Source organism: Propioniciclava sp. (assembly GCF_047602245.1).
GTDB lineage: Bacteria > Actinomycetota > Actinomycetes > Propionibacteriales > Propionibacteriaceae > Propioniciclava.
Genome location: NZ_JASGHT010000001.1, coordinates 2658574 through 2678799, shown reverse-complemented (window position 1 = coordinate 2678799; position 20226 = coordinate 2658574). Strand labels below are relative to the sequence as shown.

Genomic DNA, 20226 nt, shown 5'->3' with positions numbered 1-20226 from the left:
CCGCCCGCACCGGACACCTCACTCGGACGCCGACTCGTCGCGGCGGGGGCGTCCGCGCGGGCGCATCGGCGCCGGCTTGGGGTCGCGGCCGGCGTCGACGAGGGCACGGCGCAAGACCACCTCGATCTGCGCGTTGACCGAACGCAGTTCGTCGGAGGCCCACTTGGCGATCGCTTCGTGCACGGCCGGGTCGAGGCGCAGCAACACCTGCTTGCGCCCGCCCCGCGCCGGCACACGCTCAGCACCACTACCTTGGGCCGGCTCACTCCCGGAGTCACCATCGCGCGCGCGCCCGGCACCAGCAGCCAGGGCCTGGCCGCCCTCCGCGGTGCCATCCCGCGCGCGCTCGGGCGCCGCGCCCGGCGGACCAGGCGCGGCGCGATCGTCCTGTTCGGGGGGCATGATCGACCGATCAGGCGTAGAGCGATCCGGCATTGATGATCGGCGTGGCCCGCTGCTCGGAGGTGAGCACTACCAGTAGGTTCGAGACCATCTGGGCGCGGCGCTCATCGTCGAAGACGACGATCTCCTCGTCCTCGAGCCGGGTGAGCGCCTGCTCGACCATGGTGACCGCGCCCTCGACGATCAGTTCGCGGGCGGCGATGATGGCGCCGGCCTGCTGGCGCTGCAGCATCGCCTGGGCGATCTCGGGGGCGTAGGCCAGCGTCGAGATGCGCACCTCGACGATCTCCAATCCGGCGATCGCCACCCGGGCGGCCACCTCGGCGGCCAGTTCGGCGCTCACCTCGTCGGTGCCACCGCGCAGCGAGGTCTCCCCCTTCTCCGGCTGGTCGTAGGGGTGGGTGGTGGCGACGTGGCGCAGCGCGGCCTCGGCCTGGGTCTTGATGAACTCCTCGTATTCTTCGACGGCGAAGACCGCGCGGGCGGTGTCGGCCACCTGCCACACCACGATGGCGGCGATGTTGATCGGGTTGCCGTCCAGGTCGTTGACCTTGAGCTCGTTGGTCTCGAAGTTGTGCACCTTGACCGACACCTTCTTGCCGCTGGTCAGCGGCGGCACCAGCACCAGCCCGGTGCGGCGGACGGTGCCGATGTAGCGCCCGAAGAACTGGCGCACCGAGGTCATCCCGGGCGCGATGACGGTCAGGCAGCTGAACGGGATGACGCTGAGCACGATCATGACGATGCCCACCACCACCAGGCCGGCGGGACCGCCGGCGTCCGCCGAGACGGCGCCGGCGATGATCGCGTAAACGCCGTAGCCGAACATCGCCAGGGCGAGCAGCAGGACGCCGAACCCGGCCGCCGAACCGGCCGTGGCCGCCTTCGACTCGGTGATGTCGACCCTGATCCCCGCCTGCCCGACGGGTTGCGTGGCGACGCCCTCCGGTGCGGTGGTGTCGACGGATTCGGTGGGCGATGTCATGGCGTCCTCCTCGGCTCGGGTGGTGCGAGGGGCGCCGCAGGCGTCCGTCGCGATATCAATATGATAGCTATTTTTTGGACGCCGCGTCCAGCCCCTCGTCGAGAAACCCACACGGCGCGTGCCGCGCTGGCCCCGCCCAAATATCGTCGCGACGCCGCCGATGTCGCCTTGGCGCGCCCCCTGTGCGTGGACCCCTGCCTCCAGATCCTCGCAGCGTCGCCGACTTCGCCGTGGCACAGGCCCCGCCTCCAGATCCTCACCACCTCGCCGACATCTCCGTGGCACGAGCCCCTTTGCACGCAGGCAGCCGGCGACGGTGAAGTCGGAGCGGGACCTGCCTACGCACCCCACGTCCTCGCCGTCGCCTACGAACTGAACCGTTGCCTACGAAATATCGTGCGCAAGGGTTCACATCGTGCGCGCGAAGGCCACCCACGCCACACGGGCGAACCCGTCCGCCATTGCCTGTGCGGTCTGGTGCTGCATCACCTACCCGGCAAGGTATGAATTGCGACACCATGCCGCACCAGTCGACGCGCCAGGACACTACCGCCACCGGCTGAGCCGGGAAGCAGGCAACACCGCGCCCTCACGAGGGGCGTCCGCATCATCAATGCAAAATCGTGGTGCGTCTACTCGCCACGTCTCTACATTGACGGCTTCTGCGAGCCGAAGGATGGTGCCTCCTGGCACCTGACCTCTCGATCAGACGGCCACAGATCCAGCCCGCGGCGACCACGGCAACAGAGCGCGCGCTCGGTCACTCGACCTGCGGGGACTTGACTCCCGGATGCCGACGCTTTGGCCGGAGGGGCCGCATATGCCGCCCGGTTTCGGTGCTGTCGCCCTGTTTCCTACCCGGGCAACGGTGACTACACCGGGCGAACGTAACCAACCCGGGCGAATGTGACTAACCCGGGCGGCGTGGCCGAAGGGGCCACGGTGTGCGTCAGCGAACAACTCGTGCGCAACGGCGCATCTCGTAGGCGCGAGTGAACCGGACGCCCCGCCGGCGAGGAGCCGTCCGGACGAGGCGAAGGGCGGCCCGGCGCTGATGCGAACGCCCCCGCGCGAGGGAGGCGGCAAGGTCACGAGCGCCGCATCGAGATCGACGCCGAGCACCCCGCGCGAGAGCCGGAGTGGGTACGAGGCGCTCACGTTGCGCGTCGTTTGGAGCACCCCGCGCGGAGGAGCCGGAGCTCCTCGCGACGACAAACCGGGCTAGGCAGGCAAGGCGTCCGCGGTGGAACGCAGGCGGCTCAGGATGTCGTGGGTGGCGGTGGAGCGATTGAGGGTGAAGAACTGCAGACCGGGGGCGCCGGCGGCGATCACCTGCCGGCACAGGTCGGTGACGAGCTCGATGCCGACCTCGCGGAAACGCGCGCGGTCGTCCGCGACGGACCGCAGTTGCGCCTCGAACGCGGCGGGCATCCCGGATCCGGACAGTGATGCGAACCGTTCGATCTGGCTGGGCACGGTGATCGGCATGATGCCCGCGATGATCGGCATGGTGCCTCCGAGCGCGCGGAAGCGCGCCACCATGGCGGCGTAGGCGTCCGCGTCGAAGAACAGCTGGGTGATGGCGAACTCGGCGCCGGCCCGCTCTTTGGCGAGCAGGATCTCCGCGTCCAGCTCCAGGGTGCTCTCCGGATGGCCGTCGGGGAACGCGGCCACACCGACGGTGAAGTCGCCCAGCGATTTGATCAGCGTCACCAGCTCGGTCGCACTCGTCAGGCCTTCGGGATGCGGCACGAACGACTCCCCGCGAGGCGGGTCGCCGCGCAAAGCCAGGATGTGCGTCACCCCGAGACGCTCGTAGGCCTCGATCGCCCGCACCACGTCGGACTTCGACTGGCCCGCGATGGTCAGGTGCCCGATCAGCGAGGTCGCTGTCTGGCCGCGCAGCGCCCCGACGGCGGAGAAGGTCTTGTACCGGCTGGCACCGGTCGCGCCGTAGGTCACCGACACCCAGTCAGGCTCGAGCGGCTGCAGCGCTTCCAGCGCGCCGAGCAACTGCTGGACGCCCGCGTCGTCTGAGGGAGGAAAGAACTCGACGCTGAAGGTCGGCCCCGTCGAGGAGGCGAGCAGGTCGATGATGTTCTCCGCGGGCATGACCACGCACCCTAGTTCAGCCCCGCGTGCGGCGTCCGGCTAGGCTCACAGCGTGGTCAGCCTGTCGCCCTGTGATCCTGTCTCCTCCGTCTTCCGCGATGCCGTCTCCGGCGCCTTGTCGGCGTTCCTCGACGCCCAGGACGCACCCCTGGCCGCCATGCATCCGGCGACCGCTCCGCTGCTGGAACGCGCCCGGCTGTTCACCGCGGGCGGCAAGCGGCTGCGCCCGGCGTTCTGCGCCTGGGCCTACACGGCGGTCACGGGCGATCCCGCGGTGCCGGACGCCGTGATCCGCGCGGCGGCCTCGCTCGACCTGCTGCACGTCTCGGCGCTGGTCCACGACGACGTGATGGACGCCTCCGACCATCGCCGTGGCGTGAAGGCCGCGCACCGCCAGTTCGAGGCCGACCACCGCGGCGCCGGCTGGCGGGGCGATCCCGAGCAGTTCGGGCGGGCCGGAGCGATCCTGCTCGGCGATCTGCTGCTGATGTGGTCGGTGGAGATGGTCCGCGCCTCGGGCCTGGACGCCGCAGCTCTCGACCGCGCGCACCTCTACCTGGAGCAGGTGCGCGCCGAGGTGACCGCGGGCCAGTACCTCGACATACTCGCCCAGGCCCACGACCCGTACGCGCTCACCCGCACGCCGGCCGACCGCGAGGAACTCGCCGGCCTGATCGCGACGGTGGTCACCTGGAAGTCGGCCTCCTACACGATCCGGCGTCCGCTGCACATCGGCGCGGCGATCGCCGGCGCCTCGGCCGCCCAATTCGAGGCGCTGTCCGCGTTCGGCCAGCCGCTCGGCCGGGCCTTCCAGTACCGCGACGATGTGCTCGGCATCTACGGCGATGCGGCGCTCACCGGCAAGGACTCCGGCGAGGACCTGCGCGTCGGCAAGCTGACCCGCCTGGCCGCGGAAGCGTTCGGCCGGGCGAGCGAGGCCGACGCCCGCGAGCTGGCCGCACTATTCGGCGACCCCGGCCTCACCGAGGCCCAGGTGGAGCGCGCCCGCGCGATCATCGACTCATGCGGAGCCCGCCAGGCCGTCGAGGACGAGATCCACCGCGAGTACGACCAGGCGCTCGCCGCGCTGGCCGACGCCGATCTGGCACCCGCCGGGCGGGAGGGGCTGGCCGCGCTGGCGCGCCTGGCCGTCCGCCGCGACTTCTGACCCAGCACCGCCTCCGCGGACGCCCGCGCCCGGCGGCACCCGGGGGCTCAGCGGGGCGGGTTCGCGCCGCGCGCCTTCAGGTCCGAGGGCAGGTTCAGCGTGGCTTTCGGCCCGAACGCGGCGGCGACGACGGATTCCATCCGCGGATCGTCGTTCCAGGCGGTCCGCAGCCGCTCCTTGAGCACGTGCGCCGCCTCTTCCGGGCGGGAGGCCCGCGTGATCGCGCCACCGACCGCGACGCGCATCGCGCCGGCGCGGATCACCGCGCCCAGCGACTCCGCGGTGATGCCACCGACCGCGAACCACGGCTTGGACCGGGGATCGTGCGCGGGCGCCTTCCGCGCCGCGTACCGGATCCGTTCCAGCCCCGGACCGACCATCAGGAAGTCCACCTCGGGATGCGCGAGCGCGGCGTCGGTGTCGGCGTCCGAGGTGCAGCGGCGCCCGATCATGGTCCACTCGCCGACCAGGCGGCGGGTGCGGACCGGGTCCGCTTCGGCATCGGCGAGGACGAACAGGTCGGGCGACAGCTGAGCGGCTCGCACCGGGCGCCCGAAATAGCCGGTCAGCCCCTGGGTGGCCCGCGCGGCCAAGGTGATGGCGGCCAGGCCGATCTCGGCGGTCTCGTCGGCGATGGCGTCGGCCAGGTCTTCGTCCAGCATCACGATGTCGGCCCCGCCGGCATAACTGGCTTCGGCGAGCGCGCCCACGGCGTCCGGCTCATCGGGCGCGATGTGCATGAGGCGGGCAAGCCGGAGCCGGGCGGCGATCCCCATCAGTGCGGTCACGTGCCCCAGCCTGCCACAACCTCGGCGGGTCGTCTCGGGTCACGCACCACCGGGTGGCCTAAACTCGGGCCAGGCCTGGCATGGCTACTTCCCCAACCTCATGCCGGAGACTCTGTGGTGACGCCCGAACGCAGCACTGGCCCCATCGGCCACGTCCTTGACGACCGGTACGAGGTCGTCAAGAGGCTGGCGCGCGGGGGCATGGCGACCGTCTACGTCGCGCACGACCTGAGGCTGTCGCGCACGGTCGCGATCAAGGTGATGAACGAGGGGGTCGGCGAGGCCGGCGAATCCGCCGAACGGTTCGACGCGGAGGCGCGCGCCGCCGCGCGGCTGACCCACCCCAATGTGGTGAGCGTGTTCGACCAGGGCTCCGACAACGGCCGCCCCTATATCGTGATGGAGTACGTGCCCGGCTTCACCCTGCGCCAGGTGATCACCCGCGAGGCGCCCATGGAGCCCCGGCGCGCTGTCGAGCTGATCGAACCGGTGTGCGCGGCCTTGGCCGCCGCCCACGCCGCAGGGCTGATCCACCGGGATGTGAAACCCGAGAACGTGCTGATCTCCGAACGCGGCCAGGTGAAGGTGGCCGACTTCGGGCTGGCCCGCGCGGTCACCGCACAATCGCATGCGGGCACCGCCGGGCTGGTCATCGGCACCGTGAGCTACATCGCGCCCGAACTGGTCACCAAGGGGCGGGCCGACCCGCGCGCGGACGTGTATTCGCTCGGCATCGTGCTGTACGAGATGCTCACCGGCCGCAAACCGCACAGCGGCGACACGCCGATCCAGGTCGCCTACAGCCATGTGCACAACCAGATCCCGGCGCCGTCGATGGAGGTCTCGACCACCTGGCGCGACGGGCGCGGCGGCATCCCGCCCTACCTGGACGCCCTGGTCACCACCGCCGCCAACCGCGACCGCCAGCTGCGCCCGCGCGATGCCGGCGTGCTGCTGGGGCACCTGCGCGCGGTGAAGGACGCCCTGGCACGCGGCATCGTCGACGACCCGGCCCTGATGGCGCGGGTACGCCGCACCGAGCCGGACGGCCCGAGCGCGGCCACCACGCCGGTGCCGACCCTGCCGCCGCGGGCAGGCGCCGAGCGGCAGTTCACGCCGATGACGCCGGTCTCGCCCACCTTCGACGTGACCGCCGACGGCGCGCCGTTCTACAGCACCGGTCCCACCCCGTACTCGCCGGAATCGCCGCACACGCGTGCCCTGCCGACGCTGGACGGTCCGGCGGCCCTGCCGCCGCGGCGGCGTCCGGTGCCCCGCTGGCGCCGGATTGCGGCGCTGCTCGTCGTGCTCGCGGTGCTCGGCGGCACCGGCTGGTATCTGCTCGAGGGGCGCTGGACGCCCGTGCCCGTCCTGGTGAGCCTCACCCAGGCGCAGGCACAGGAGAAGGTGGCCGGCCTGGACTTCGAGCTCGTCTTCCAGCAGGAATACTCCGAGGACGTGCCGGCCGGGCAGATCATCCGCACCGATCCGCCCGGGGACGGCCGGGTGATCCGCGACCATCAGGTGACCGCGTGGGTCTCGCGCGGCCCCGAGCGGTACTCGGTGCCGAAAGTGACCGGGCTCACCCTCGACGAGGCGACCCGGCTGATCGGCGAGAACTCGCTCACGGTGGGTGAGGTCACCCAGACCTACTACGACACCGTCGCCGAGGGCAAGATCATCTCCCAGGGGGTGACCGCCGCCACGCAGGTGAAGCGGGACACCCCGGTGTCGCTGGTCGTCTCTCAGGGCCCGGCGCCCGTCACCGTGGCCGACTTCACCGGCAAGCCGGCGGCCGAGTTGGAGGCATGGGCCACCGACAACGCGATCAAGCTCACCACGGCGTCCGAGCACAGCGATACCGTGCCCCAGGACGTCGTGATCGCCCAGGAGCCCGCCTCGGGCGATCTGCGCCGCGGCGATTCGATGAAGGTGACCGTGTCGAAGGGACCGGTCCTGGTCACCGTGCCGGACGGCCTGCGCGGGATGAGCTGGGCGGAGGCCAAGGCGGCCGTGGAGGCGGCTGGGCTGGTCGCCGAGCGCGTGGACGTGATCGCGAACGGGCTGGGCTGGGTGGTCGGCACCGAGCCCGGCGAGGGCACCAGCGTCCCGAAAGGGTCGACGGTCACGCTCCGGGTCGTGTGAGCCGATCGATCAGGCGTGAGATGAACACCTCGCACTGGGCGAGCTGATCGGGGTCCACGAACTCGTCGGGCTTGTGCGCCTGCGCGATGTCCCCCGGACCGCACACCACCGTCGAGATGCCGGCGCGCGCGTACACGCCCGCCTCGGTGGCGTAGGTCACCTTCTCCGGCTCGACCGCCAGGCCGAGTTCACGTCCCAGCGCGACCACGGCTGCGTCCTCGCCCGTGTCGAGCCCGACGGTCTGCGCGCGCACGGTGAGTTCGACGCGCGCACAGGCGTCCTCGGCCTGCATCGCGGCCTCGACCTCGCGGCAGCGCGCCCGGAGCGCCTCGACCTCGGCCGCGTCCTGCTCGGGGGTGCCGATCGAGCGGAACTCGAGGGTGAGCGTGCACTGCGCCGGGACGATGTTGACCCCGTTGCCGCCGGTGACCATCGTCACCGCACCCGTGGTGTAGGCGACCGGGTAGGCCTCGTCGAACGGGCCGCCGTCTCGCCAGGCGGCGCACCGGTCGCGCCAGTAGCTGATCAGGTCGGCGGCGTGGTGGATCGTGTTCACGCCGAGGGTGGGCAGCGAGCTGTGCGCGGCCACGCCGTGCAGGTGCACGTCCATCAGGTTGATCGACTTGTGCCCGCGGATCATCCGCATCGAGGTGGGTTCACCGACGAAGCAGACCCGGGGTGCGACGCCGATCGAGGCCAGCGACTCCACCAGCGGCTCGGCGGCCAGGCAGCCGACCTCCTCGTCGTAGGTGAGCGCGAGATGCACCGGCTCGGCCAGCGGCGTGGCGGCCAGGCGGTCCAGCGCGGCGACCACGACGGCGACGAACCCCTTCATGTCGGTGGTGCCGCGCCCGTACAGCAGCCCGTCGCGCTCGGTGAGCCGGTAGGGATCGGAGGTCCAAGGCTGCCCGTCGGTGGGCACCACGTCGGAATGCCCGCTCAGCATCACGCCGCCGGTGGTGTTGCCGTCGGCGTCCGGAACCGTGACCAGCAGGTTGGCCTTGCGGCCGTCCGGGGCCGGGAAGAGGTGCGTGGTCAGCCCGAGTCCGCGCGCGTGCGCCGCGACGAGATCGATCAGCGGACGGTTGGAGTCGCGGCTGGTGGTGTCGAGCGCGACCAGCTGGGCAAGCCAGTCCAAGACGGCGGGCGAAGGGTTCACCATCGCGTCAGGACGCCGGCGTCCACGGCTGCGAGGCACGCAGGTCCTGGACGGTGGTCGGGGTCATCTCGTTGTAGCGGCCGAAGGCCAGCCCCCAGCCGCGCTCGGACAGCAGCGCGTCGTGGATGCCGAAGCCGTGCGGCGCATTCAGCGCACGCAGGAAGTCGACATGTTCCTTCATCGCCGCCCACGGCCCCATCATCGGGATGCCGACCACGTCGACGCCGGCCGGGATCGCCTCCAGGCTGTCGCCGGGATGGAAGAAGGTGGGCTCCCCCGCGGCGGTAACGACCAAACCGACATTGCCGATCCGCGGGATGTCGCGGTGGATCACGGCGTGCAGCCCGCCGACCGCGTCGATCCGGACGCCGCCCAGCTCGACCGAGGTGTCGGCGGCGATGCCCTGGGCGCGCCCGCCCAGGTCGACGGCGTTGAGGACGCCGGGCTCGACCCAGACGGCGGCGTCCGGGTTGTCGGCCAGCAGCGCACCCACATGCTGCGGATCGATGTGGTCGGGGTGCAGGTGGGTGACGACGATGGCGTCCAGGTCGGTCACGCCGTGCCAGCGATCGGAGAAGTTGCCCGGATCGAACAGGATGCGGCGGTCGGCGACCTCGACCAGGACGGCCGAGTGCCCCAGGTGTGTGATCTGCATGCCCCCAGCATAGGGAGCCCGCGGCACCTGGGGGTCGGTCAGCCGAGGATGCCTGCCAGGATGCGGCCGGCGTCCGCGCACTGATCGAGGCTCACATCGCGGTGGGTCACCGCACGCACCAGGCGCGCGCCGACCGCGCTCAGCCGCACGCCGCCCTCCGACGCCCGGGCCACCACCTCGCCCGAGGTCAACGCACCGGTGGGCACGACCACGATATTGGTCTCGGGGGTGGCGACGTCGATGCCGGAGGCGGTCAGCTCGGCGGTGAAGGCGCGCGCCGCGGCGTGATCTTCGGCCAGGGAGGCGACGTGGTGATCGAGCGCGTACAGGCAGGCGGCCGCCAGCAGGCCGGCCTGGCGCCAGCCGCCGCCCAGCCGCTTGCGCAGGATGCGCGCGGACGCCATCTGCTCGGCGCTGCCGACCAGGACCGACCCGACCGGGGCGCCTAGGCCCTTGCTGAAGCAGACGCTGACGGTGTCGAACAACCGTCCGTAGGTGTCCAGCCCGATGCCGGTGGCGACCTGGGCGTTCCACAGCCGGGCGCCGTCCAGGTGCAGGCCGACACCGGCGTCTCGGCACAGCGTGCTGACCGCACCCAAGGCGTCCAGGGGCTGCACGGTGCCGCCACCGAAGTTGTGCGTGTTCTCGACCTCGACGCAGGCCGTCGAGACCAGGTACGGGCCGGCGTCCGGCGACAACAGTGCCTCGACACAGGCCGGATCGACGCGCCCGTCGGGGCTCACCCAGGTGCGCATGGTGACGCCGGTGAGCGCACCGTGCGCGCCCATCTCGGCGCGGGCGATGTGCGCGCCGGAGTCGCAGAGCACCTCCTGGCCCGGGCGGACGTGCTGGGCGACGCCGAGGACGTTGGCCAGCGACCCGGTCGCGCAGAACAGGCCGGCCTCGTGGCCGAGCAGTCCGGCCACCCGCCCCTCCAGGACGGCGATGGTCGGGTCCTCGGCGTAGACGTCGTCGCCGACCTCTGCCTCGGCCATCGCCGCGCGCATGGCGGCGGTCGGAACGGTGACGGTATCGGAGCGCAGGTCGATCATCACAGCTCGTGCGGGGTGAATTCCTGCACCGGGTTCACGCCCCGGCGCTCGATGTCTTCCCGCAGCCGCTCGGCGAGGTAGAACGCCAACTCGATGCCCTGGTTCCGGTTGAGCCGCGGATCGCAGGCGGTCTCGTAGCGGTCGGCCAGATCGGTCTCGTCGAGTTCGTGGACGCCGCCGACACACTCGGTGACGTCGTTGCCGGTCAGCTCGAGATGGACGCCGCCCGGCCAGGTGCCCAGTTCGGCGTGCACATCGAAGAAGCCGTCGACCTCTTCCCAGATCACCGGGAAGGCGCGCGTCTTGTAGCCGCGCTCGGTCTCGTAGGTGTTGCCGTGCATCGGGTCGCACACCCAGGCCACCTTGCGCCCGGTGGCCTCGACCGCCTGGATCAGCGGCGGCAGCGCGTCGCGCACCTTGTCGGCGCCCATCCGGGTGATCAGGGTGAGGCGTCCCGGCTCGCCGTGCGGGTCGAGCCGCTCGACCAGCTCGCGCGCCGTCTGCGGCGTCGTGGTCGGGCCGAGCTTGACGCCGATCGGGTTGCGCAGGGACGCCAGCAGCGCCACATGGGCGCCGTCGAGCTGGCGGGTGCGTTCGCCGATCCACAGCAGGTGGCCCGAGGTGCCGTACGGGGTGCCGGTGCGCGAATCGATCCGGGTGAGGGCGTGCTCGTACTCCATCAGCAGCGCCTCGTGCGAGGCCCAGTAGTGAATGATGCGCAGCGCGTCGTCGGAGACCCCGCAGGTGATCATGAACGCCATGGCGCGCTCGATCTCGGCCGACAACTCCTCGTACTTGGCTTCCACCTGGCTGTTGCGGACGAAGTCGGTGTTCCAGGAATGGACGGTGCGCAGATCGGCGAAGCCGCCGCTCACGAAGGCGCGCACCAGGTTCAAGGTGGCCGCCGAATTGTTGTACACCTCGACCAGGCGGCGCGGATCGGGCACGCGCGAGGCGGCGTCGAAGTCGAGGCCGTTGACCGCGTCGCCGCGGTAGGTGGGCAGGGTGACGCCGTCGCGGGTCTCAGTGTCGGCGCTGCGCGGCTTGGCGTACTGGCCGGCGAGGCGTCCGACCTTCACCACCGGCACCTGGGCGGCGTACTGCAGCACGACCGCCATCGACAGCTGCACCCGCAACGCGTTGCGGATGTTGACCGCGGTCACATTGCCGAACGTCTCGGCGCAATCGCCGGCCTGCAGCAGGAACGCACGACCGGCGGCGACATCGGCGATCCGGGAACGCAGGTCGTCGCATTCGCCGGCGAACACCAGCGGCGGACGGCGGCGCAGCTCGCCCACGGCGTCGTTGAGCGCGGCGGCGTCCGGGTAGGTCGGTTGCTGGGCTGCCCCGAGCGCGTGCAGGTCGGTCAGAGAAGGGATGTTCGGCACCCCGACAGGATAGTGCTCAGGTGCGCGGGGTCGGCGCCGGTCCGCCTCCGGGGCGCGGCTTGGTGCGGCGCTGAGTCTCCTCCGGCGTCATGCCGCCGAACTTCACCGAGGTCGAGTAGGCGTCCACGTACGTCTGACCGGTGAGGGACTGCACCGCAGCCATGATCTCGTCGGTGACCCAGCGCAGCGTGGCACGGTCGTTCTTGGCGCCCGCGTAGGCGGAAAAGTCGAGCGGCTCGCCGAAGCGGACCAGCGGCCTGGTCGCCCACGGGATGCCGAGACGCTTGCCGGTGAACTCGGTGTCGATCACGCCCACCGGAATCACCACCGCACCCGACTCGAGCGCGAGCCGCGCCACACCAGTCTTGCCCTTGAACATGCGGCCGTCGGGGGAACGGCTGCCCTCGGGGAAGATCCCCGCGACTCCGCCGTTGGCCAGCACCTCGAGGATCGGCCCGAGCCCGTCGGCGGACGCTCGCCCTCCTGAGCGGTCCAGCGGCACCTGGCCGACGGCCTTGACGAACCAGGCGACCAGCTTGGGCACGATCCCGCCTTTGCCGCTGAAGATCTCGGCCTTCGCCGGGAAGGTCACCCGGCGCTTGATCAGCGCCGGCATCACGAACGTGTCGGCGGCACCGATGTGGTTGCCGGCCAGGATCACCGGCCCCGTCTGGGGAATGTTCTCCTCGCCCTCGGTGCGCCCGTGATAGCCGTACTTGACCAGCGCCCGAAACGGAACCTTGAAGAACTCGTACCAGCCCATGTGTTGACCTCCTGGCGGGTCAGCCTAGTGCCCGACGCGCGGGTTTCCGAGAACGCTCCCGGGGGCGCGCGACAAAGGGGACGGGTCGGTGGCGCCCGCGTCTAGAGTTGGGGCATGGCGAATCCGGAACATATGCGCGCCTTCCACGCCGACGGCGGGTCCGTCGGCGTCCTGCTCAGCCACGGTTTCACCGGCAGCCCGGCGGCCATGCGGGAGTGGGCCGAACGGCTCCATGCCGCCGGCTACACGGTGGCCGTGCCGCGCCTGCCCGGGCATGCCACCGCCTGGCAGGAGATGAACGTCACCGCCTGGACCGACTGGTACGACTGTGTCGACGCCGAATATCGCACCTTGTCGCAACGTTGCGAGCGGGTGTTCGTGGCCGGCCTGTCGATGGGCGGCTCGCTTGCCCTGCGGCTGGCCGAACAGCACCCCGACGTGGCCGGCCTGATGCTGGTCAACCCGGCGCTGGGCGCCGTCGACCCGATCGCCCGGCTGTCGGGTCTGCTGAAGTACGTGGTGCCCGCGGTGAAGTCGGTCGGCAACGACATCAAGCGCCCCGGCGTCGATGAGGGCGCCTACGAGATGACCCCGGTCGCCGGGGTTCATCAACTCTTCAAACTATGGGCGGACGTGCGGTCCTGCCTCGACCTGATCACCTGCCCGATCATCCTGTTCCGGTCCTCGATCGACCACGTGGTGCCAGGATCGTCCTCCGACGCCATCGTCCGGCTGGTGTCGTCGCTGTCGATCACCGAGGTGGTGTTGGAGAACAGCTACCACGTCGCCACGCTCGACTACGACAAGGAGACGATCTTCGCGCGCTCCCTGGAGTTCCTGGCCGCGATGACCGACGCCCCGGCCCCAACAAGCCGATAGGCCGCAAGCCCATCCCCCACCACCTGGAGTTCCCCGCCACGATGACCGGCGTCCCGGCCGCCTCCGGGTAGCGGAGCGGACTGCCCGCGCGCCCCGCACCCGCGATGCCGGATTTGTCACACGAATCCGGCGCCCGCCCCCGCCGAGACCGGTTTCCTGTGACGATTCCGGCCGTTCTGGCCAACACCCCCACCACTCCACGTTGATCGCCCGCGGCGACGATCGGAGCCCGGGATCCACCGCGGCAGATCCACCGGCAAGGGTGTTTCGGCGTGTTTCGGCGTAAGGACCAAGAAAGTGTCGTTTTCAGAGCGCTGCCCAGGCGGTTTCGACCGTAGGGCCAGGATGTGGTCGCTATGGGACCACCCTGCGGCCTCCATAGCGACCACATCCTGGCCCTTCCCGCGGATCGCGTGGAAAGCCCCCGTCATTCCGACTATTTCTTAGCCCACGCGCCGCAGCCATCCCGGAGAAGACCTCCTCGTGAGTCGGCCATTCCTCTAGGTTCGTTCACCCCGCCGTTGCGCTGCTTCGTCGGTCAGGTTCGGCACGAGCACGTACCGTTCCTCCCACGACGCCGGTTCCACGCGCGGACCGGAGACGGACGTCCCATCGATCTCCACCTTGCTCCTGCGCCACCGCCGACCGGAGACGAGCCAGACCAACTCGGAACGGAACAACCCTCGCACGAGACGCAGCCACTGATCGGCTCCCTCCGTGCCGGCATCACCGAACTCGACCACGCCCTCGTCGCGTCCTGACCCCGCCCGGTTCGTAGTCCACGAGAGAGTGCCGTTCCATCCGTCCGCGGTCTCCCAGTAGAGCACGGCGACCTCCGTGTCGCCGGCCTCCCAGTAGCACTCCACACCGTCGGCATCGACAGTGACCGTCACACCGTCGAGAGCGCCCCACGCCTGGGCCAAGGCCCGCATCTCGCGCAGGGTCACCCGCACATCGTCGGACACGATCCTCACCCCTGTCAGCCGAGCGCTTCGAGCTTTACGACCACGCCCGGAAGTATGGCACCGACCATCGACCGTCCGCGCGAGAGCCTGCGTGATCCTCGTCCCCGCACCCGAAGTGCCAGATTTGTCACACACATCTGCCGCGGGCGTCCGCTGAGCCAGGTTTCCTGTGACGATTCCGGCAGTTCTGTCCAGCCCCCGCTCCCGCCCTCCGCGCCGCGCCGTCGCGCTGGGCTGACGCGCAGGGCGTCCAGAAAACGTCGGAGGCGATCTCTAGCCTGCGGGGCATGAACTCGTCCGCCGCCTACCAGCCCAGCTTCGACGATCTCGGCCGCCACCTGGCGACGACGCCATTCGTGGTGGTCGACCTGGAGACCACCGGCGCGGGCCCGGAGGCGCGAATCACCGAAGTGGGGGCGGTGCGCGTGCAAGGTGGCGAGGTGACCGGCGAGTTCGCGACGCTGGTGAATCCCGACGCGCATATCCCCCCGCTGATCTCGGTGTTGACCGGGATCACCGATCCCATGGTCGCCGACGCCCCGCGCATCGACCAGGTGATCCCGCCGTTCCTGGAGTTCGCCCGCGACGCGGTGCTGGTCGCCCACAATGCCGGCTTCGACGTCGGCTTCCTCAAGCGGGCCTGCGCCGCCCAACAGCTGGCCTGGCCCGGGTTCCCGGTCGTCGACACGGTGGCGCTGGCCCGCGGCGTCCTGCTTCGCGACGAGGTGCCGAACGTGAAGCTGGCCACGCTCGCGCGGTTCTTCAAGGTGGCCGAGGCGCCTAATCACCGGGCGCTCACCGACGCGCGCGCCACCGTGCAGGTGCTGCACGGCCTGCTGGAGCGGGTCGGCAACCGCAATGTGCACACCCTGGAAGATCTGCTCGAGTTCACCCGAGGCGTCTCCGCCGAGCGGCGCGCCAAACGCACCTGGGCGAGTGATGTGCCCGCCTTGCCGGGTGTGTACCAGTTCGTCGCCGACCTGCCCGACCGCGACGGCGTCGTGCGCCGGCAGGTGCTCTACGTCGGCAAGAGCGTGAACCTGCGCGCCCGCGTCCGTAGCTATTTCACCGCCGCCGAGAAACGCCCCCGGATGGAAGAGATGGTCCGGATCGCGACCGGCGTCGAGACCACCGTGTGCCGCACCGCGCTGGAGGCGGAGGTGCTCGAGCTCAGGCTGATCGCCGCGCACGCGCCGCGGTACAACCGGCGGTCGAAGTTCCCCGACCGCCAGCAGTGGATCAAGCTGACCGACGAGGCTTTCCCACGCCTGTCGATCGTGCGGCAGGTCACCGACGACGGCGCCTGCTATTTCGGGCCGTTCTCGTCGCGGGCCGGCGCCGACCAGGTGTGCCTGGCGATCTATGAGGCGTTCCCGATCCGGCAGTGCACCACCAGGCTGAGCGCGCGCACGCCGACCGGCAGGTGCGCGCTGGGCGATCTCGGCCGCTGCCTGGCCCCCTGCGACCGGACGGTCAGCCGCGAGGCCTATCTCGAGGTGACCGACGCCGTGCGCACCAGCCTGACCGTCGATGTCCGCGCGGTCGTCCGCTCACCCCGCGCCCGGCTGGAGCAGCTGATCGCCCAGGAGCGTTTCGAGGAGGCCGGCCGGCTCACCGCCCGTCTGGACGCCTTCGTGCGCGCCTCCACCCGCGCCCGCCGCCTGACCGCGCTGGCGCGCTGCCCTCAGATCGTGGCCGCCTGCCGCGCCGACCGCGGCTGGGAGGTGCACGTCGTGCGCTACGGACGCCTTGCCGCCGCCGCGTTCGCCCGGCCGGGCGAGTGGGTGCCCGGCATCGCCGCCGACGCGGCGGCCGCGGCCGATCGGGTCGCTCCCCCGCTGCCCGGTCAGCCGGCAGCGAGTGTCGAGGAGGTGGAGCGAGTCGCCGCCTGGCTGGAGCGCCCCGGCGTCCGGATCATCGACATCGAGGGCGAGTGGGCCTGGCCGCTGCACGGCAGCATCGCGCCCGACGACCTGCCCCGGCACGCCCTCGCCACCTCAGCGGATGCCGGCGGCCCCGGTCCGGGTTGAACACATCCAAGACCTCGTCGAGATACAGGTACCGCCACCTCAGCGGACGCCGGCGGCCCCGGTGCGGGGGCGCCGGTCGGCCAAGCCGACGCCGACGACCCGGTCCACCCCGTCCCCCGCCGGGCCGGCGGATACTAGGGTGGGCTCATGAACACCGCCATCGTCTTCATCAACACCGAGCCTGCCCGGGTGGGCGAGGTCGCCGAAGAGATCGCCGCGCTCGACGGCGTCACCGAGGTGTACTCGGTCACCGGCGAGGTCGACCTGATCGCGATCGTCCGCACCCGCAGCGTGGAGTCCATCTCGGACGTGGTGGTCGGCACGATCAACAAGGTGCCCGGCGTGACCGGGACCCGCACCCACCTGGCGTTCCGGGCGTACTCGACCCACGATCTCGAAGCGGCCTTCTCGCTGGGCGACTGACCACCGGACGCGACAATCCCGGGGCACCAGGCACGACTACTCCGGCCCACCGGGCACGACAACCCCGGCCCACCGGGCACGACTACCCCGGCCCGCCAGGCACGACGACCCGGGGCTACCGGACACAACACACCCCGGGGCCGTCCGGCTCCCGGGGTGTGCGCGACGAGGACGAACCTCAGGCTTCGGTGACCTCGACCGAGGTGATCACGACCGGCTCGACCGGACGGTCGGCTCGCCCGGTGCGCACCGACGCGATGGCGTCCACCACGTCGCGGCTGGCCTGATCGGCCACCTCACCGAAGATGGTGTGCCGGAAGTTGAGGTGCGGGGTCGGAACGACCGTGATGAAGAACTGCGAGCCGTTGGTGCCGGGGCCGGCGTTCGCCATGGCCAGCAGGTAGGGCTTGCTGAACGCGAGCTCGGGGTGGAACTCGTCGCCGAACTTGTAGCCGGGGCCGCCGGTGCCGACTCCGAGCGGGCAGCCGCCCTGGATCATGAAGCCGTCGATGACCCGGTGGAAGGTGAGGCCGTCATAGAAGTTGCCGGTGGTCGGCGCGCCGGTCTCGGGGTCGCGGTACTCCTTCGTACCGGTCGCGAGGCCGACGAAGTTCGCCACCGTCTTCGGTGCCTGCTCGTCGAACAGGTTGAGGACGATGTCGCCGTGGTTGGTGTGGAGCGTCGCCTGCTGCACGTTGGATTCCTTTCGAGAGGTGCCCTGGCGCCCGCAGGCGCACAGTCATCCACCACGTTACCCAAACCGCTATCGCCCGGGTTCACCACGCGGGTACCGTGGACGCACGCGATCACGCGAACACACCGAAAGTACGGAGGAAGACCGTGAACCGGAAAGACCTCGAGCGCGCCGTCGGCGATACCGCCCACGCCGCGAACGACCTGGGCAAAGAAGCGCTCGCCCAGGCCACCGAATACCTGCAGCAGGCCCAGGAGTACCTGGCCCCGCGCGCGCAGGACGCCATCCAGCAGGTCGGCGAGTACGTCACCCCGCGTGCTCAGGAAGCCAAGAAGAAGGGCGCCAAGCTGGCCGCACAGGCGATGGACGCCGTGCAGCCGGCCCTTGATGACGCCCTCGAGCGGATCACCCCGGCGGTGGACGAGGCCTACTCCAAGCTGGCCCCGGCCCTGGACGCCGGCCGCCAGAAGGTGCAGCACGAGATCCTGCCGGCGTTGAGCGAGTTGCTGCATGATGCCGCCGACGAGATCGCCAAGGTCGAGGTGGCCGAGGTTCCCGCGCCGGCCGCGAAGAAGCGTTCGGGCTGGAAGACGTTCGGCGGTGTCGTGCTCGCCGGTGGCCTGCTGGCCGCGGTCGTGGTGGCGCTGCGCAAGCTGTTCGCCCCGGCGGATTCGGGATGGCAGGCGCACGAGCCGAGTCAGCCCTACGTGCCGACTCCCCCGCAGACGGTCGTGGACGAGGTCGCGCACACCGATGCGGCGTCCGAGCCCGCGGCAGCCGACGATGTCACCACCGAGGACGCGGCCGAGCAGTGGCTCGACGACGGCGGCGAAGTGCTCGGGTCCGACGATCCCACCGAGGAGCCCGCGGGCGACACGGAGGGCGATGCTGCCCCTTTCGCGGATAGCCCTTACGGGGACGGCTCCTACGTGGGGGCCGAGCCGCCGGAGGGCTTCGTGATCAAGGGCAACGAGCGTTCGATGAAGTACCACGTCCCCGGCGGCGGCGGTTACGAGCGGACGATCGCCGACGTCTGGTTCGCCAGTGAGGACGCCGCGACCGCGGCCGGCTTCACCCGGGCCAAGCGCTGAGACAAACCAAGGAGCGGGGCGTGACCGTGAGGTCGCGTCCCGCTTCGCCGTCCGGACCCCGTCGGCGTCGGCCTATTGCAGGGCCGCCGTCAGCCGCAGCACGTTGTCGAGGTATTGGTGGCGCAGCGGGCGGGTCAGCCACTCCTGGAGGACCAGTTCGCGCGACAGGGCCCGGTAGCCGTCGATCACCTGGTTGGTCTGGGCCACCACGTCCCCGCCGGTGAGCAGCACCGAGACCTCGAAGTTGAGCGCGAACGAGCGCATGTCCATATTGGAGGATCCGATCACGGCGACGTCGTCGTCGACGGTGAAGCACTTGGTGTGCAGCACGAAGGGCTCGGGGTAGAGCCAGATCCGGACGCCGTGGCGCAGCAGTTCCTCGTAGTAGGAGCGCTGGGCGTGGAACACCATGAACTGCTCCTTGCCCTCGGAGACGAACAGTTCCACCTCGACGCCGCGCAGCGCCGCCGTGGTCACCGCGTACAGCAGCGACTCATCGGGCACGAAGTAGGGGCTGACCAGCGACACCCGGTGCCGCGCGTTCGCGATGAGCGTCACGAACGCGCGCAGGTTGTTCTCGGCGACCACACCGGGACCGCTCGGGATCACCTGGGCGCACACCTCGCCACGCTCGGGCGGGACGATGGCGATCTCGTCGATCAGCACCTCGCCGGTCTCGGTGAGCCAGTCGGTGGCGAACACCACGTCGAGCGTCTCCACCAGCGGGCCCTCGCAGCGCATCACCAGCTCGACCCAGCGGCGTCCGGCTTTTTGGTGTTTGGGCTTGCCGTAGCTGGGTTCGATCAGGTTCTGCGAGCCGGTGAAGGCGACGGTGCCGTCAACGACGACGATCTTGCGGTGATTGCGCAGGTCGGGCCGCTGGAAGTCGCCGCGCAGCGGCCGCACCGGCATCATCGGGTACCACTCGATGCCCGAGGCGTTGAGGGTGCGCTCGAACCTGCGGTAGCCGGGAATCCGGCTGGTGCCGACGTGGTCGACGAGCAACCGCACCTTCACGCCCCGTTCGGTGGCCCGCACCAGCGCCTCGTACACCGGGGCGGTGGCGTGGTCCCAGGCGGTGATGTAGTACTGCACGTGCACGAACCGTCTGGCCCGGTCGATCTCGGCCGCGATCGCCTCGATCGCCTGCTGATAGCCAGGGATCAGTTCGACCCGGTTTCCGGCCCGCATCGGCAGCGACCCCAGGTTGGTGTTCAGCGTCGCGGCCGCATGCACGTAGTCGGGGGTGCCGGCCGGTAGCGTCGCGGCGGGGATGGTGGGCGCCACCTCGTGCACGCGCGCATTGGCGAGCCGCTGGCGGGCGTCCCGCTTGCGGCCGATGTCGGTGCGGCCGAGCAGCAGGAACAGCACCAGCCCCAGGTAGGGGATCATCACGATGGCGAGCAGCCAGGCCACCCCGGACGCCGGCCGCCGGTTGCGCGGCACCACGCCGAGCGCGACGATCCGGATCGCGAGGTCGATGACGTAGGCGACACCGGCCCAGGTCCACACCAGATCCGCTCCCAT

At 70.7% G+C, this 20226-nt stretch carries 18 protein-coding genes; 6 read left to right on the top strand and 12 right to left on the bottom strand.

What is annotated here, in order from left to right; all coding sequences use genetic code 11:
- Positions 1 to 18 precede the first annotated feature (18 nt).
- The 3 genes from QM708_RS12690 to QM708_RS12680 form a co-directional block, all read right to left on the bottom strand.
- The gene (locus QM708_RS12690) at positions 19 to 402 is read right to left on the bottom strand and encodes a hypothetical protein (protein ID WP_415109062.1); all 384 of its coding nucleotides are present in this window, start codon (positions 400 to 402) and stop codon (positions 19 to 21) included.
- A gap of 10 nt (positions 403 to 412) precedes the next feature.
- The gene (locus tag QM708_RS12685) at positions 413 to 1387 is read right to left on the bottom strand and encodes an SPFH domain-containing protein (protein ID WP_415109059.1); all 975 of its coding nucleotides are present in this window, start codon (positions 1385 to 1387) and stop codon (positions 413 to 415) included.
- Positions 1388 to 2608: 1221 nt separating this feature from the next.
- Positions 2609 to 3499, bottom strand: a complete 891-nt coding sequence (locus QM708_RS12680; protein ID WP_415109057.1) for a methylenetetrahydrofolate reductase — start codon at positions 3497 to 3499, stop codon at positions 2609 to 2611.
- Positions 3500 to 3551: 52 nt separating this feature from the next.
- Here QM708_RS12680 and QM708_RS12675 point away from each other — a divergent pair, with 52 nt between their 5' ends.
- Positions 3552 to 4667, top strand: a complete 1116-nt coding sequence (locus tag QM708_RS12675) for a polyprenyl synthetase family protein (RefSeq protein WP_415109054.1) — start codon at positions 3552 to 3554, stop codon at positions 4665 to 4667.
- A gap of 47 nt (positions 4668 to 4714) precedes the next feature.
- Here the strand turns inward: QM708_RS12675 and QM708_RS12670 are convergent, their stop codons facing one another.
- Positions 4715 to 5455: a thiamine phosphate synthase gene (locus QM708_RS12670; protein ID WP_415109051.1), complete on the bottom strand. Its 741-nt coding sequence runs from the start codon at positions 5453 to 5455 to the stop codon at positions 4715 to 4717.
- Between the two features lie 117 nt (positions 5456 to 5572).
- Here QM708_RS12670 and pknB point away from each other — a divergent pair, with 117 nt between their 5' ends.
- Positions 5573 to 7600 carry a Stk1 family PASTA domain-containing Ser/Thr kinase gene (gene pknB / locus QM708_RS12665; RefSeq protein WP_415109048.1) on the top strand — a complete coding sequence of 676 codons (2028 nt, stop codon included), beginning with the start codon at positions 5573 to 5575 and terminating at the stop codon, positions 7598 to 7600.
- Here the strand turns inward: pknB and argE are convergent.
- The 5 genes from argE to QM708_RS12640 are packed head-to-tail and all read right to left on the bottom strand — an operon-like array spanning position 7581 to position 12617.
- A complete protein-coding gene (gene argE / locus QM708_RS12660; RefSeq protein ID WP_415109046.1) occupies positions 7581 to 8798 on the bottom strand; it encodes an acetylornithine deacetylase in 1218 nt (405 codons plus the stop codon). The genes pknB and argE overlap by 20 nt on opposite strands.
- Positions 8767 to 9414, bottom strand: a complete 648-nt coding sequence (locus QM708_RS12655) for an MBL fold metallo-hydrolase (protein ID WP_415109043.1) — start codon at positions 9412 to 9414, stop codon at positions 8767 to 8769. Before QM708_RS12655 ends, argE begins: the two co-directional genes overlap by 32 nt.
- Positions 9415 to 9452: 38 nt before the next feature.
- Positions 9453 to 10466, bottom strand: a complete 1014-nt coding sequence (locus QM708_RS12650; RefSeq protein ID WP_415109040.1) for a threonine aldolase family protein — start codon at positions 10464 to 10466, stop codon at positions 9453 to 9455.
- A complete protein-coding gene (locus tag QM708_RS12645; RefSeq protein ID WP_415109037.1) occupies positions 10466 to 11854 on the bottom strand; it encodes a class II 3-deoxy-7-phosphoheptulonate synthase in 1389 nt (462 codons plus the stop codon). Before QM708_RS12645 ends, QM708_RS12650 begins: the two co-directional genes overlap by 1 nt.
- Before the next feature lie 16 nt (positions 11855 to 11870).
- Entirely contained in the window at positions 11871 to 12617 is a 747-nt protein-coding gene (locus tag QM708_RS12640; RefSeq protein WP_415109034.1) for a lysophospholipid acyltransferase family protein, read from the bottom strand.
- 114 nt (positions 12618 to 12731) lie between these two features.
- On the opposite strand from QM708_RS12640, the gene QM708_RS12635 reads away from it, so the two are divergent.
- Positions 12732 to 13496, top strand: coding sequence for an alpha/beta hydrolase (locus QM708_RS12635; RefSeq protein ID WP_415109032.1), 765 nt, complete (start codon positions 12732 to 12734; stop codon positions 13494 to 13496).
- Between the two features lie 500 nt (positions 13497 to 13996).
- Here the strand turns inward: QM708_RS12635 and QM708_RS12630 are convergent, their stop codons facing one another.
- The gene (locus QM708_RS12630) at positions 13997 to 14461 is read right to left on the bottom strand and encodes a hypothetical protein (RefSeq protein WP_415109029.1); all 465 of its coding nucleotides are present in this window, start codon (positions 14459 to 14461) and stop codon (positions 13997 to 13999) included.
- A 287-nt stretch (positions 14462 to 14748) separates the two neighbouring features.
- On the opposite strand from QM708_RS12630, the gene QM708_RS12625 reads away from it, so the two are divergent.
- Both QM708_RS12625 and QM708_RS12620 read left to right on the top strand, forming a co-directional pair.
- On the top strand, positions 14749 to 16491 hold the full coding sequence (locus QM708_RS12625; protein WP_415109027.1) for a DEDD exonuclease domain-containing protein: 1743 nt from the start codon (positions 14749 to 14751) through the stop codon (positions 16489 to 16491).
- 147 nt (positions 16492 to 16638) lie between these two features.
- Positions 16639 to 16914, top strand: a complete 276-nt coding sequence (locus tag QM708_RS12620) for an Lrp/AsnC family transcriptional regulator (protein WP_415109024.1) — start codon at positions 16639 to 16641, stop codon at positions 16912 to 16914.
- Positions 16915 to 17092: 178 nt separating this feature from the next.
- Here the strand turns inward: QM708_RS12620 and QM708_RS12615 are convergent, their stop codons facing one another.
- On the bottom strand, positions 17093 to 17608 hold the full coding sequence (locus QM708_RS12615; protein WP_415109021.1) for a peptidylprolyl isomerase: 516 nt from the start codon (positions 17606 to 17608) through the stop codon (positions 17093 to 17095).
- Between the two features lie 146 nt (positions 17609 to 17754).
- On the opposite strand from QM708_RS12615, the gene QM708_RS12610 reads away from it, so the two are divergent.
- Positions 17755 to 18699, top strand: a complete 945-nt coding sequence (locus tag QM708_RS12610; protein ID WP_415111525.1) for a hypothetical protein — start codon at positions 17755 to 17757, stop codon at positions 18697 to 18699.
- Positions 18700 to 18771: 72 nt separating this feature from the next.
- On the opposite strand, the gene cls is transcribed toward QM708_RS12610, so the two are convergent.
- Positions 18772 to 20226: a cardiolipin synthase gene (gene cls / locus QM708_RS12605; protein WP_415109018.1), complete on the bottom strand. Its 1455-nt coding sequence runs from the start codon at positions 20224 to 20226 to the stop codon at positions 18772 to 18774.